Annotated in this window: 11 protein-coding genes and 1 pseudogene; 6 read left to right on the top strand and 6 right to left on the bottom strand. The window is 71.7% G+C overall.

The window, feature by feature from the left end; all coding sequences use genetic code 11:
• Positions 1 to 6: 6 nt before the first annotated feature.
• Positions 7 to 930, bottom strand: a complete 924-nt coding sequence (locus ACZ3H8_RS26185) for a LysR substrate-binding domain-containing protein (protein ID WP_467405803.1) — start codon at positions 928 to 930, stop codon at positions 7 to 9.
• Between the two features lie 81 nt (positions 931 to 1011).
• Here ACZ3H8_RS26185 and ACZ3H8_RS26180 point away from each other — a divergent pair, with 81 nt between their 5' ends.
• Entirely contained in the window at positions 1012 to 2010 is a 999-nt protein-coding gene (locus ACZ3H8_RS26180) for a DMT family transporter (RefSeq protein WP_467405801.1), read from the top strand.
• Between the two features lie 92 nt (positions 2011 to 2102).
• On the opposite strand, the gene ACZ3H8_RS26175 is transcribed toward ACZ3H8_RS26180, so the two are convergent.
• From ACZ3H8_RS26175 to ACZ3H8_RS26165, 3 genes are all read right to left on the bottom strand, one after another.
• Positions 2103 to 2753, bottom strand: coding sequence for a formylglycine-generating enzyme family protein (locus ACZ3H8_RS26175; RefSeq protein ID WP_467405798.1), 651 nt, complete (start codon positions 2751 to 2753; stop codon positions 2103 to 2105).
• A gap of 97 nt (positions 2754 to 2850) precedes the next feature.
• Positions 2851 to 6009, bottom strand: a complete 3159-nt coding sequence (locus ACZ3H8_RS26170; protein ID WP_467405796.1) for a sacsin N-terminal ATP-binding-like domain-containing protein — start codon at positions 6007 to 6009, stop codon at positions 2851 to 2853.
• Between the two features lie 214 nt (positions 6010 to 6223).
• Positions 6224 to 7159 carry a DUF3027 domain-containing protein gene (locus ACZ3H8_RS26165; RefSeq protein ID WP_467405793.1) on the bottom strand — a complete coding sequence of 312 codons (936 nt, stop codon included), beginning with the start codon at positions 7157 to 7159 and terminating at the stop codon, positions 6224 to 6226.
• A 302-nt stretch (positions 7160 to 7461) separates the two neighbouring features.
• Here ACZ3H8_RS26165 and ACZ3H8_RS26160 point away from each other — a divergent pair, with 302 nt between their 5' ends.
• The 4 genes from ACZ3H8_RS26160 to ACZ3H8_RS26145 all read left to right on the top strand — a co-directional run bounded on the left by ACZ3H8_RS26160 (position 7462) and on the right by ACZ3H8_RS26145 (position 11258).
• Entirely contained in the window at positions 7462 to 8811 is a 1350-nt protein-coding gene (locus tag ACZ3H8_RS26160; protein ID WP_467405792.1) for an MFS transporter, read from the top strand.
• Positions 8812 to 9231: 420 nt separating this feature from the next.
• Positions 9232 to 9711 carry a DUF2771 domain-containing protein gene (locus ACZ3H8_RS26155; protein WP_307662697.1) on the top strand — a complete coding sequence of 160 codons (480 nt, stop codon included), beginning with the start codon at positions 9232 to 9234 and terminating at the stop codon, positions 9709 to 9711.
• 16 nt (positions 9712 to 9727) lie between these two features.
• Entirely contained in the window at positions 9728 to 10420 is a 693-nt protein-coding gene (locus ACZ3H8_RS26150) for a futalosine hydrolase (protein WP_467405789.1), read from the top strand.
• Positions 10413 to 11258, top strand: coding sequence for a 1,4-dihydroxy-6-naphthoate synthase (locus ACZ3H8_RS26145; RefSeq protein ID WP_467405788.1), 846 nt, complete (start codon positions 10413 to 10415; stop codon positions 11256 to 11258). The genes ACZ3H8_RS26150 and ACZ3H8_RS26145 overlap by 8 nt, the downstream gene beginning before the upstream one ends.
• Before the next feature lie 3 nt (positions 11259 to 11261).
• On the opposite strand, the gene ACZ3H8_RS26140 is transcribed toward ACZ3H8_RS26145, so the two are convergent.
• Positions 11262 to 11645, bottom strand: a complete 384-nt coding sequence (locus ACZ3H8_RS26140) for a cold-shock protein (RefSeq protein ID WP_307662694.1) — start codon at positions 11643 to 11645, stop codon at positions 11262 to 11264.
• Positions 11646 to 11825: 180 nt separating this feature from the next.
• Between ACZ3H8_RS26140 and ACZ3H8_RS26135 the strand changes: the two genes are divergently transcribed.
• On the top strand, positions 11826 to 12062 hold the full coding sequence (locus ACZ3H8_RS26135; protein ID WP_307662693.1) for a hypothetical protein: 237 nt from the start codon (positions 11826 to 11828) through the stop codon (positions 12060 to 12062).
• Here ACZ3H8_RS26135 and ACZ3H8_RS26130 read toward each other — a convergent pair.
• Positions 12041 to 12708 (bottom strand): annotated as a pseudogene (locus tag ACZ3H8_RS26130) (HAD family hydrolase). The gene ACZ3H8_RS26135 and the pseudogene ACZ3H8_RS26130 overlap by 22 nt on opposite strands.
• Positions 12709 to 12741 lie beyond the last annotated feature (33 nt).

Raw genomic sequence — 12741 nt, 5'->3', positions numbered from 1 at the left:
ACCGCCTCAGCGGGCGGGGGCTGCGTCGCTCTCCCCACCCCGAATCGTTGCGGCATCGCGCAGCAGCTGGGTGAGGACAGTCCGGACAGCTCTTCGCGCGGTGCGCTCGGGGCGATGGAGCACGTCGATATGACGTCGAGCATGTACGCCGCCGAGCGGCCTGAGGACCACCGCGGGGTGGGGACGCGCGGTCCAGCGTGGCATCAGGGCGAGTCCCCCGCCGGCAGCGACGACCTCGGCGACCACTGCGAATTCGTTGATGCGGTGACGGATGTCGAGTCGGCGGTTCGCGGCAGCGGCGAGGGCCTCGATGGTGGCCATCAGCGGAAAGCCGTCATGGACGGTGATCCAGGGCTGGTCGGCGACGTCGTGAGGAGTGAGGCGCCGCTTACCGGCCAGCGGGTGATCTTCCGGCATGGCGACGTCGAGCGGTTCGTGCAACAACGCTGTGACGGCCACCGTCTGGGGCCATGGCGGAGCGTGGTCGAGGCGGTGAGCCAGGACCAGGTCGTACTCCCGGGTCAGCGGCGGGAAGTCTTCCTGTGCGACGTCCTCGTCGGCGAGAGTGAGCTGCGGGCACCCCGGCCCGGCGAGGCCGCGTAGCAGGAGCGGTAGGAACGCCGCGGCCGCACTGTGGAATGCCGCCACCGACACACTGCCATCCGGTTCGTCGACGAAGGCGTCAACGGTGCGTCGCGCTCGGGCCAGGGCGGTTTCCACTTCGATCGCCGCGCCGGCCAGGGCTTGCCCGGCAGCGGTGAGTACCAGTCGTCGTCCATCGCGTTCGGTCAACGGGACGGGCATTGAACGTTGCAGCAGCCGTAGCTGCTGGGAGATCGCCGAAGGCGTCACCAACAGCGCCTCGGCGACCGCGGTGACACTTCCCAGCTCGCCGAGTTCACGCAGAACCCGCAACTGTCGCTCATCCATGTTCTCAGTGTAGGGATGCTAAAGATTTACTTGAGGAACTCGTTCTTGGCTTCAGTGTCCGCACGGCGCAGCGTAGAGGCCATGCCCGATTCCCGCCGTACCGACCTGATACTGCTGCTCGTCGCCATCGTCTGGGGTTCCAGCTATCTGTCGGCGAAGACAGCCACCGTAGCCATCCCGGTCCTGGCGATTCTGTTCGCGCGGTACGTGATCTCCGCCCTTGCCTGTATCGCCCTCGTCTCCGCCCGTCGGGGGTCCCGCCACTACACCCGTGACGAGATCAGGTCCGGGTCGCTGCTGGGGGTCACGCAGGCGGCCGTCCTGGTGTTGGAGACATACGGCGTTGCGCACACGAGTGCGGCCAACGCCGGTCTGATCATCAGCCTGACCATTGTGCTCACCCCGCTGTTGGACCGTACGGGCCGCCGAGGCGGACTGCCGCCACGGTTCTTCGTCGCCGCAGGCGTGTGCGTACTGGCTGTCGGACTGCTCATGTCCGGCAGCGGCCTCCACACTCCCGGAGCCGGCGAGCTGCTGATGCTCGCCGCCGCAGCGGTGCGGGCGGTGCACGTCGTGCTCGTTGGACGGCTCACCACAGGCCGCGACCTGCGTCCGCTGCACCTGACAGCCGTGCAGACGGTTGTCGGTTCGGCGCTGTTCGTGTGGCCGGCCGTCGGCCATCTCCCGGTCCTGATGCACGCCGATGCCATGACGTGGACCCAGCTGGTCTACCTCGCCCTGTTCTGCAGCGTGTTCGCCTTCCTCGCCCAGACCTGGGCAGTACAACGCACCTCTGCCAGTCGGGCCAGCCTCCTCCTCGGCACCGAACCCGTCTGGGCCGTCGTGATCGGCATCGGCATCGGCGGCGAACGGCTCACCGTCCTCGCCGCCCTCGGTGCAGTGCTCATGGTCGCCGGGACCTACTGGGGCCAAGCCATCGAACGCGCCCACCGCGCCACCACCAAAGAGAGCCTGGAAAGCCATCGCCACCACCGCCCATACGGTCTTGCCGATGGGGACGCGGGGCATCGCACCCCAGCGACTGGCCAAGGCGTCCACGAGGAGCAGACCGCGGCCTGACGCGTCATCGGGAGAAGGCGTCGACGCATGGGAGGCAGACCAATCCGTCATACGGAGATCCAATCAGGCGGTTCCGGATGGCCTGACGCGGATCAGCGCACGATGGAACGCGCGATGCGGAACCCTACGTCGTCGACCTGGAAGCTCGGGTGGCTGCGGCGCCGCGCGGAGGCCCGGCAGCTCCAGTGCTCGTCGAACCAGCCACCGCCACGGAGCACCCGGTAAGTGCCGTAGACCTCGGCGTCGTAGATGTCCCAGCACCAGTCCCAGACGTTGCCGAGCATGTCGTAAAGGCCCCACGGGTTGGGCTGCTTGCCGCCCACGTCGTGGATTCGCTCGTGCGAGTTGCCGCGGTACCAAGCGATCTCGTCGAGCGGCCCGTAACGCGGTCCGGTCGTCCCGGCACGGCAGGCGTGCTCCCACTCGGCTTCGGTCGGCAGCCGGTACCCGTCGGCGGATGCGTCCCACTCGATGCCTTCGCCGTTGGCATGGAGGTGGTAGGCGGGCGCGAACCCGTCGCGTTGGGACAGGGCGTTGCAGAACCGGACCGCGTCCCACCAGGAAACGCCCTCGACGGGCAACTGGTCCCCATGGGCGGTGCTTGGCCGCCGGCCGGTGATCTGTGCGTACAGCGCCTGGGTGATCGGGAACGCCGCGAGCTGGTAGGGCGCAAGCTCGACCGGCCAGTTGCGCCGAGTCCGCCGGTCCGACAGCGTTACCTGCCCCGGCGGGACAGCGATCATCTCGTTTCCTGCGCTCGCTCCCATGATCAGGAGATGCTACGGGCACCTGCCCGGACGACCGCGCGGCCGGCCTTCCACGCCGCTCACAGCGACCCCGCTACGACGTCGCGTCGAACCAGCGTGCCGTTGCCAGTTCATCCGTGCGCGACGGGTCCTCCAGCAGCGCCGCCACCTCGAAGCGGCGTGGCCACTGGCCCGCCGACCAGGCCAGGCCCGCCGCCACGCCCTCCACCGTCGACGCGTGGATCACGCCGTCCGGGGTGCGGCGCCACTCCAGTTCCGTGCCGGCGGCGATCAGTTCCTCGTGTTCGACGTACGTCGCCGGCGTGGCCGGGCCGAGCAGGACGTGCACCGATTCGGGGACCTCGTGCTCCTCGCCCTCCGTTGTCACCTCCGCCGGGACCGTCTCGCTCAGGCGGCGGACCTGGAACAGTTCCGCCAGTTCCGCCGCCCGCGCGGGGCTCACCGGAAGCAGCGGCATGCCCGCCGTCAGCGGGAGCAGGTCCGGCGCGTCCGCGACCACCGCGTCCGCCGCGTCGACCACGCGGACCTTGCCGTCCACGACCACGCGCAGCTCGTCCGGGAGCGTGACCTGTTCCGGGTCGAGGTCGGCCAGGGCCGTGTACAGCGCGTGGAGTTGGGCCGGGCGCACCGGGCGGTCCGGGTCCGCGAGGCGGCCGAGCAGCTCCGCCGCGCCGCCCGGCTCGTCGAGGAGAGCGGCGACCGAGGTACGTACACCCAGCGCCCGCAGCACCTGCGCGTCGTCGAAGCCCGTCGCGTCCACGGCCTCGTAGAGCCCGGCCAGCAGCGGGTCGCCGCCCGCCGCCCGCAGGCCCGCCGGGCGCCGGCCGTCCAGGACCGGATGGTCCCGCAGCCACCATGCCGTGTACGGGCGCACCGTCTCCGTCGTGCCGTCCGGCAGCAGGATACGTACGGACTGGGTCAGCGCGTCCCGCAGCGGCGGCTGCGCCAGCAGGGCCAGCGCCTGCGGCCAGCAGTCGTCGTCCACCAGGTCCAGGTCGCGGACCGCGACGAGCTCCGTGGCGACCGGCGGCACCGGTGTGTCCGGCAGCCGGTCGAGCACGTCCTCGCACCAGACGTCGATCGCGTCCAGCAGACCCGGGTCGTCGGGCTCGGCGAAGTCCCCGTCGCGGGGCTCCAGTTCGTCGGGGTCGAGAACGACGTCCGTGGTCCGTACGAGCGCGAAGTTCGCCAGCACACCGCACGCGGCGAGCGGCTGCTCGCCCCACCGCTCGGCCAGTTCGGCGTCGCACAGCGCCAGTTCGTCCTCGCGCATCACGGAGGCGAACGGGCTGCCAGGGAGGACCAGTTCACCGGCAGGCGCGAGTTCGCCGTCCTCGTCGGGCAGCGCCAGCGCGCCCAGCCACGGCTCGTCGCCGGGTTCAATGCCCGCGTCCCGTACCAGCGTAAGGACCGTCTCCGCGAGCTCGTCCGCGTCCAGCGCGGCACCGTCCCCGACTCCGTCGTACCAAACCTCGCCCGCGTCCAGCGAGCCCGCGACCGCCATCCGCACTTGCGGCGTCGTCAGCACGGCGCGCGGCGTCGCGGGCAGCGCGCCCAGCTTCTCGAGCAAAGGGTGCGCCGCGTCGGGGTGGACGACCTTCAGGCCGAGGCGGGCCAGCTGCGGCGGAGTCTCGGCCAGCGGCAGCAGCGTCTGGCGCGGCCCGATCGTGGTACGGCCGTCCGCAAGCGGGACGGGAAGCCCGGACAGCCGGTCCGGGTCGACCCCGGCGAGGCTGTCGTACAGCCGCTGCCACCAGCCGGGCTCGCGCTCAAGACCCGCCAGCCGGTCGATCGCCTCGGTCAGCGGCACCCGCGCGACGCCGAGCGTACGCAGCTCGACCCGGCGCTCGAGTCCCGCGGGCAGCAGGCTCGGCATCACTTCGGCCAGCACTTGTACGGTCTCCGCGCCCGCGCCCTCCAGGACCTCCGCCTCGATCGGCCGCAGTCCGGCGGAGATCTCGCGGTCGGGCAGACCGGTGTCCTCGCCGGACGCATCGCGCGGCGCGGCCGCCTCCAGGAACGCCGTGCGCGGCAGCAGCTCCAGGACCGCCGCCCGAAGCGCGCCGTCCAGCTCGCCCTTGCCGAGCGGCCCCGGCACGAGGTCGATGGTGCCGACGCTCACCGGCTGCCAGTTGCCGAGCAGTTCGGCGTACGCGTCCGCCGCCCGCCGCACCAGGAAGTCGGTGAGCGGCCCGGGCGCCGGGTGTCGGCGGGTGGGGTCCAGCGGCAGCGAGGCGATCAACAGCGCGGGCACGCCGAGGGGTTCGTCGGTGGGCGTCGGCGCGTGCACCACCGGGGCGGTGCGCGGCCGGGCGGGCGCGCCCTCGTCGTCCACGGGCACGGCCCAGGTGACGGTCCAGTACGGCCGCAGCCGCTCCTCGACGGGCCGGTCGGCGAGCAGCGCGGGCTCCAGGGAGCCACCGTGGCTGACGACCCGCCAGCGCCGGTCGCCCTGCGTGCTGTCCTCGATGTGTACGTACGCCCCGTGCACGGAGCGCCTCAACTCCCGTACGCCGGACGGGGTTTCGATCACGATCTCGGCGAGCCCGGGCAGCGTGAGCAGCAGCGCGTCGTCGACCCCGGCGAGCAGCCGTTCCACCAGGTCGACCGCGGCGCCGTCCCGCAGCGGCAGGACGACCACGGTGTCGTACCCCTCGGGAGCCGTGCCCTCGGCGGGCAGCGGCAGCCGCAGCAGCGGTACGTGCCCGTCGCGGCGGCGCAGCTCGTCGCCGAGTCCCGGGCTTGCCTGGGCGGCCTGCTGGGTCAGCTCCCTGGCCTCCGCGAGCGACCAGCGCACACCGCCGTGCCGGCCGACGACGGCGGGCTCGTCGCTCACCGCGAGTACGGCCGCGAAGCCGACGCCGAAGCGGCCGACGGCGGACTCGTGGCCCTCGCGTTTGGCCGAAGCGCGCAGGGTGCTCAGGGACTCGACGCCGGTCGCGTCCAGGGGGGCGCCGGTGTTCGCCGCGGCGAGGACGGCCGGCTGATCGCCCGTGGCCGGCCGCAGGGTCAGCCGGAGCCGGCCCGGTACGCCCGCCCGCGCGGCGGCGTCGGCGGCGTTCTGCGCCAGCTCCACGACGAGGCGGTCCCGGTAGCCGCCGAGCGCCAGGTCCTCCTCGGCGTTGGCGTCCTCCCGGAAGCGGGCGGGACTGGCCCCCCACGCGTCGAGCACCCCGCGCCGCAGCCGCGCCGTCCCGAACGGGTCGGCCCACTCGGTCGTCCTGACGCTCACGCTGTGACTCCGCTCTCTCCGGTTGACCCGCGTATGTACCTGTGCGGCCGAAGGTACCCCTGTGCGGGGGGTCGTGGTGAACGCGGGCCGGGGGACGTTGGCAGGACCTGTGCCTCAAACGCCGGACGGGCTTGAAATCAAGCCCGTCCGGCGTTTGAGAACAGATTTCAGAACAGATCCGAGAACTCAGAACAGATCTGAGAGCAGAGAAGACCTAGGAGTGGCCGAGATCCTCCGTGCCGTCCGGCTCCGGGGAGACCGAGCCGCCGTCGCGGACCGGGTGCAGCGGGAACTCGTCCGCGCCCATCGAGTCGAACACCGGCGGCGCGGGCGTGGGCGGCTTCGGCATCACGGCCGCCTCGGAGTGGCCTCCGCAGCCGTACGTCAGGGACACGACGTGCCCGTCGGCCGGGGAGAACTCGTTCGCGCAGACGCCGAAGGCCTGCCGCAGCGAGCCCGCCATCGGGACCAGGAAACCGCAGGTCACACAGGCCGCGGGGGCCGCCTGTGCCATCGGGGTCTTCGCGCCGTGGGACTCCTCCCAGCGGTCGGCCGCGATATGCAGCCCGTACCGGGACAGGACCCTGGCCCGGCGCATGCCGAGCTCCTCGGCGAGCGCCGCGATCGCGCCGCGGCCATTGTCGACGGTGGCGTCGACGGGCCTGCGGTCGGTGAGCTCGGCGTCCTCCGCCTCGACGCGCTCGGCGAGGTCGTGCGACGGCACGGACTCGGCCACCACGGAGTTCGGCGGGGGCGCGTCCTCGCCCGTGAAGCCGGGCTCCAGGCGCAGATCCTCCGCCTCGGTGGGCAGCAGATCGCCGGGGCCCAGGTCACCGGGCCGCAGCCGCTCGCTCCACGGCACCCACTCGGGCGCGAGCAGCGCGTCGGGTCCGGGCAGCAGGACGGTTTCGTCCAGGGTGACGACCTTGGCGCGGGAGGCCCGGGCGACGGTCACCGCCCAGCGCCAGCCCCGGTAGGCGAGTTCCGTGCACTCGAAGAAGTGCGTGACGACGCGGTCTCCCTCCGCGACGAGGGACACATGGTCGCCGACCACTCCCGGGGCCGCGGCCTCCTCGGCCGCCGACCGGGCGAGGTCTACCGCCTCGGCGCACAGGCGGTCAGGGGTACGGCTTCGCGTCGCAGCACTCACAGGTCTCGCTTCTCTCCTACGCCGTCTCACGGGTGCGCCGGCCGATTCACGAGGTACGGGCCGCAGGCGGAGCGGACCAGAGGGCCGCATCGACGTCCGCGCCCAGACCAACCTGTCTCGGGCACACCTACCGTCATCCATTCTGCGGGATGCCGAAGAGGCGCGCGGCCGAGAACAACCGCCGGTGGCGCGCTACGCACGCTACCCCCTCTGTCGCTCCCCGCCCACCTGCCCGCCCCAACAAGGGGCGAACAACACGGCACCTCGGTTCGGCTCGGCGGGGCTTGGGGCACTATGACGGGGTGACAGCCGTGAGGTCGTCAGAGGGAACCGGCCGACTCGGAAGAGCAGGCCGGGCGGTCGGCCGTGCCCTGCATCTTCCGTTCACCGGCACGGCTCGCGGCATCCGCAAGGCGACCCATGCGCACGGCGCGGGCGAGTCGGGCCTGGGCAAACTGATCGAGCTCCACGCGGTGAACGGCGCGGGCGATGTCATGATCACCGTCGCGCTCGCGTCGACGGTTTTCTTCTCCGTGCCGACGGACGAGGCGCGCGGCCGGGTCGCGCTCTATCTCGCCGTCACGATGGCGCCCTTCATTCTGCTGGCCCCCATCATCGGCCCGCTTCTGGACCGCATCCCGCACGGTCGCCGCGCGGCGATGGCGGGCGCGATGCTCACCCGCGCGCTGCTCGCGCTGACGATGTCGGGGGCGGTGGCGACGGGCGGGCTCGAGCTGTACCCGGCGGCGCTGGGCGTGCTCGTCGCGTCGAAGGCGTACGGAGTGGTGCGCAGCGCGGTCGTGCCGCGGCTGCTGCCGCCGGGCTTCTCGCTGGTCAAGGCGAACTCGCGGGTGACGCTGGCGGGGCTGCTGGCGACGGGCATCGCGGCGCCGATCGGGATCGGGCTGCAGCAGATCGGGCCTCAGTGGCCGCTGTACGGGGCGTGCGTGCTGTTCATCCTCGGCGGGTACTGGGCGTTCACGATGCCGCACAAGGTCGACTCGGCGAAGGGCGAGCGCAAGGCACACATGCTCACGCACGGGGAGAAGAAGCCCAGTCTGCGTACGGTCGGGCCGTCCGTACTGCACGGGCTGCAGGCGAACGCGGCGCTCCGTGCGCTGTCCGGGTTCCTGATCTTCTTCCTGGCCTTCCTGCTGCGGGAGCATCCGCTGCCAGGGCAGAGTGCGGCGGTCTCGCTGGGGATAGTGGGCGTCGCGGCGGGCGTGGGCAACGCGCTCGGCACGGCGGTGGGGGCGTGGCTGAAGGCCCGCGGCCCGGAGGTGATCATCGCGACGGTGCAGGCCGTGGTGCTGACCGCGGCGATCACGACGGCGGCGTTCTTCGGCGCGGGCATGGTGGCGGTCCTGGGCGCGACGGCGGGCCTGTGCCAGGCCCTGGCGAAGCTGTCCCTGGACGCGCTGATCCAGCGGGACGTCCCGGAAGAGGTCCGCACGTCGGCGTTCGCGCGCTCGGAGACGCTGCTCCAGATGTCCTGGGTGGCGGGCGGCGCGATCGGCATCGCACTGCCGCTGAACGGCACGCTGGGCATGTCGGTGGCGGCGGGAATCGTGGCACTGGGATTCCTGACGACGATCCGCGGTCTGCTGGTGGCTGCCCGCCACGGCAGCCACCCCCGCCCGCGGATCGCCTAGTCACCGGGTCTTCGCCCCGGAACTCCGATGCGGGTTTGCCGTGGGCCCGGCAGGGACGCGGCGACAGGCTCCGCGCCCGCGCTCGCCTGCGGCGCTTTCCCCCACCCCGCCCTCCCCCAGAGCTTCGCCCGGGTGGGGGTGCCCCCGGCGAAGCCAGGGGGAGTACCCCCATCCCGTAACCGGGGCTCCGCCCCGGACCCTCCCCCTACGCCCTGCGGGCGTAGGGGGAGCCCCACTCCTCAATCGCCGGAGGGGCTGAAATGGTCGGCCCGAACATTCAAGCCCGTTGGGGGTCCCCCCGGACGAAGTCTGGGGGAGATTGAGGACAGACCCGCACGCCGGGACGGCCCGCCCCGGTGTGACGCGCGGGACGGTGACCCCCGCGTGGCGGGAGCCGGTGCGACCGATAGCCTTCGAGCCATGACCGTTGCGTTCTTCTCGGGCAAGCGCCGCCGGGCCGCTGCCGCTCTCGGTGCCGTCTCCGCCGGGCTCCTCGTCCTTTCCGCCTGCGACAAGCCGACCCCGCTCGCGACCGTGACGGTCGGGACGGAATCGGTCCACACCGAGGCGGCCTGCTACAACGACGGCAAGCCGATCAAGGAATCGCTGCTCCAGCGCTGCCTGACCCAGAAGCCCGCGAAGACGGTCAAGGTCGCCTTCGACGACAAGGTCCGCATGGGCGTCGACCCGGAGATCGCCGACAACGGCTGGACCCTGCTCTTCGGTGGCCAGCCCGTCGAGCAGGAGCCGTACAAGAACTCGTACCGGACCATCCCCGGCAACGCCTTCTTCTCCTCGCAGACCGGCGAGCCCACCAGCAAGACCGCGGTCAGCATCATGGAGACCAAGGGCAAGAAGGTCATCGGCATCTGGCACTTCCAGTTCGAGAAGGCCTCCTGACCCGGAGGGTCGTGCCGTGCGCGTACTGGTGGTGACCGCAGTGGCGGCGGAGGCCGACTCTGTCGCCGCGGGGCTCACCGGTCCCGTACTTGATGGCCGACAGCTGCCCGGCGGGTACCCGCTCTCCCGCCACGTCGGCGTCGATGTGCTCATCGCCGGCGTAGGACCCGCGGCCGCCGCCGCGGGCACCGCAACCGCCCTCGCCACCGGTGCGTACGGCCTCGTCGTCTCCGCCGGGATCGGCGGCGGCTTCCCCGCCCACGCCGCCGTCGGCGCCCTCGTCGTCGCCGACGCGATCATCGCCGCCGACCTCGGCGCCGAGACGCCCGACGGCTATCTCCCCGTCGACGAACTCGGCTTCGGCCGCTCCGCGCACCTCCCACCCGCCGAGCTCGCCGCCCGCATCGCCAAGACCCTCGACGCCGTACACGCGCCCGTCCTCACCGTCTCCACCGTCACCGGCACCGCCGCCCGCGCCGCCGAGCTGACCCGCCGTCATCCGCGCGCCGCCGCCGAGGCGATGGAAGGCTTCGGGGTCGCGGAGGCCGCCGCCGCGCACACCGTGCCGGTCGTCGAGATCCGCGCGATCTCCAACCCCGTCGGCCCGCGCGACCGTGCCGCCTGGCGTATCGGCCAGGCGCTGGACTCGCTGCGGTACGCCTTCCAGCAGCTCACCCCCGTCCTCGATGAGGAGCCGACCGATGAGTGACGCCTTGCAGATCGCGTACTCGCCCTGCCCGAACGACACCTTCGTCTTCGACGCGTGGGCGCACGGCCGGGCGCCCGGCGCGCCCGCCATCGATGTGACGTTCGCGGACATCGACATCACCAACGGCATGGCGGAACGCGGCGAGTTCGATGTGCTGAAGGTGTCGTACGCCGTACTGCCCTGGGTCCTCGACGAGTACACGCTGCTGCCCTGCGGCGGCGCGCTCGGCCGCGGCTGCGGTCCGCTCGTACTGACGAAGGAGCCGGGGGCGGACTTGACTGGGCAGACCATCGCCGTGCCGAGTGAGCGCTCGACGGCGTATCTGCTGTTCCGGCTCTGGGCCGCGGACGTCGTCCCGGGAGGCGTCGGCGAGGTCGTCGTGATGCCGTTCCACGAGATCATGCCGGCCGTGCGGGACGGCAAGGTCGACGCCGGACTCGTCATCCACGAGGCGCGGTTCACCTATCAGCAGTACGGGCTGCACTGCCTCGCCGACATGGGCGAGCACTGGGAGTCGACGACCGGGCTCCCGATCCCGCTCGGCGCGATCATCGCGAAGCGGTCGCTGGGCGCCGAGACGCTGAAGCTGCTGGCCGAATCCGCTCGCACGTCGGTGCGCATGGCGTGGGACGACCCGGAGGCCTCCCGTCCGTACGTACTCGAGCACGCCCAGGAAATGGACCCGGCCGTGGCCGACCAGCACATCGCGCTCTACGTCAATGAGTTCACCGCGGACCTCGGCGATGACGGGCTTGCGGCGGTACGGGGACTGCTGACCCGCGCCGCGGCCGAGGGGCTCGTACCGCCCCTCGGCCGCGATGCGCTCAGTTTCGGTTAGCTGCTAGACGTCCAGCTGGTCCGCCACCGCCCGCAGCAGGCCCGCGATCTTCTTGCCCTGCACCTTGTCGGGGTACCGGCCGCGCTCCAGCATCGGCGTGATGTTCTCAAGCAGGGTCGTCAGGTCCTGCACGATGGACGCCAGCTCGTCCGGCTTGCGCCGCTGGGCCGCCGCCACCGAGGGCGTCGGGTCGAGAACTGTCACCGAAAGCGCCTGGTCACCGCGCTGGCCCGCTACCACGCCGAACTCGACGCGCTGGCCGGGCTTTAGCGACTCGACCCCTTCGGGGAGCACCGACGAGTGAACGAAGACGTCGCCGCCGTCGTCGCGGGAGAGAAAGCCGAAGCCCTTCTCGCTGTTGAACCATTTGACCTTGCCGGTAGGCACGTCTGTCCTCGTCCTCGTACTCGTTGGGGCGCTGGGGCACCGGAACTTGGGCACCGAAAAACGGTCCTGGATAGCACTACAGCGGGTCGCCTGACCCGCCACCCCCAAGGCTAATGGTCCCGGGGCTGGTGACAAGACGTCGCCGAACGGTTCCTACGCGCAAGGAACTACCCTGGCCGAATGACTGCTACTCCTCCCGCCCCTGGTGACGGGCTGGTGCGCGTCGGCGTGATCGTCTTCATCGTCGGCGCCGTGGCCACTTTGGTCACCGTGGCCCCGCTGTTCCTGGGGACCGAGCCGTTCCCGTCGGTCGCGTACGCGGTGTGCATGCTGATGGGCGTCGGGTTCCTGATCGCCGCGGCGGGCGTACTGCGCTCGATCGCGGCACAGCGCCGTCAGGCCAAATCCGCACTGTAGGCGCGTAGCCAGGCGGGGAACGCGGTCAGGTCGTCGATGATCACGTCCGCGCCGGCCGCGCGCAGTTCGGCCGCGTCGCACGGCCCGGTCGGCACCGCGACGGAGAGCGCTTCGGCCGTGTGTGCGCCCCGTACGTCTCCGGTGTGGTCACCGACGTACACACTCGCGCCGTGCTCACGCTGGGGGTCCCCCCACCGAAGGTAGGGGGAGCCTCCGCCTTGGCCTCCGCCCACAGCCAGCCGATGACCTCGTCCGGAGCCATCCCGAGATGGGCGAGGTGCAGCTTGGCGTTCGGCTCGTGCTTGGCGGTGACGACGATCGCGCGGCCGCCGAGCTCCTGTACGGCGGTCACGGCCTCGCGGGCACCGGGCAGGGCGAGGGTCGGCTCGATCGCGTATGTGGGATAGATCTCGCGGTACCGGTCACCCATCTCCTGGACCCGCTCGTCGGGGAACCAGTGCGCCAACTCCTCCTCCAGGGGCGGCCCGAGCCTCGTCACAGCCAGGTCGGCATCGATCCAGACACCGGTCTCGGCAGCGAGCGCCCGGTAGGCGGCGTGGATGCCGGGCCGGGAGTCGATGAGCGTCATGTCGAGGTCGAAGCCGATGGTGAGCGGGTGCGTAGCCATAAGGGCCATTGTGCCCATCCGGGCTCCAAGACCCCGCCGTTTAGACTTAGC

It is taken from the genome of Streptomyces sp. NPDC002868 (assembly GCF_055563295.1).
The sequence above is the reverse complement of the archived record's forward strand: the minus strand, read 5'-3'. Positions and strand labels throughout refer to the sequence as shown.

Coding starts and splice junctions, on each gene's coding strand:
- ACZ3H8_RS26185 (WP_467405803.1), bottom strand. CDS start 930: ATGGATGAGCGACAGTTGCGGGTTCTGCGTGAACTCGGCGAGCTGGGA.
- ACZ3H8_RS26180 (WP_467405801.1), top strand. CDS start 1,012: ATGCCCGATTCCCGCCGTACCGACCTGATACTGCTGCTCGTCGCCATC.
- ACZ3H8_RS26175 (WP_467405798.1), bottom strand. CDS start 2,753: ATGATCGCTGTCCCGCCGGGGCAGGTAACGCTGTCGGACCGGCGGACT.
- ACZ3H8_RS26155 (WP_307662697.1), top strand. CDS start 9,232: ATGACCGTTGCGTTCTTCTCGGGCAAGCGCCGCCGGGCCGCTGCCGCT.
- ACZ3H8_RS26145 (WP_467405788.1), top strand. CDS start 10,413: ATGAGTGACGCCTTGCAGATCGCGTACTCGCCCTGCCCGAACGACACC.
- ACZ3H8_RS26135 (WP_307662693.1), top strand. CDS start 11,826: ATGACTGCTACTCCTCCCGCCCCTGGTGACGGGCTGGTGCGCGTCGGC.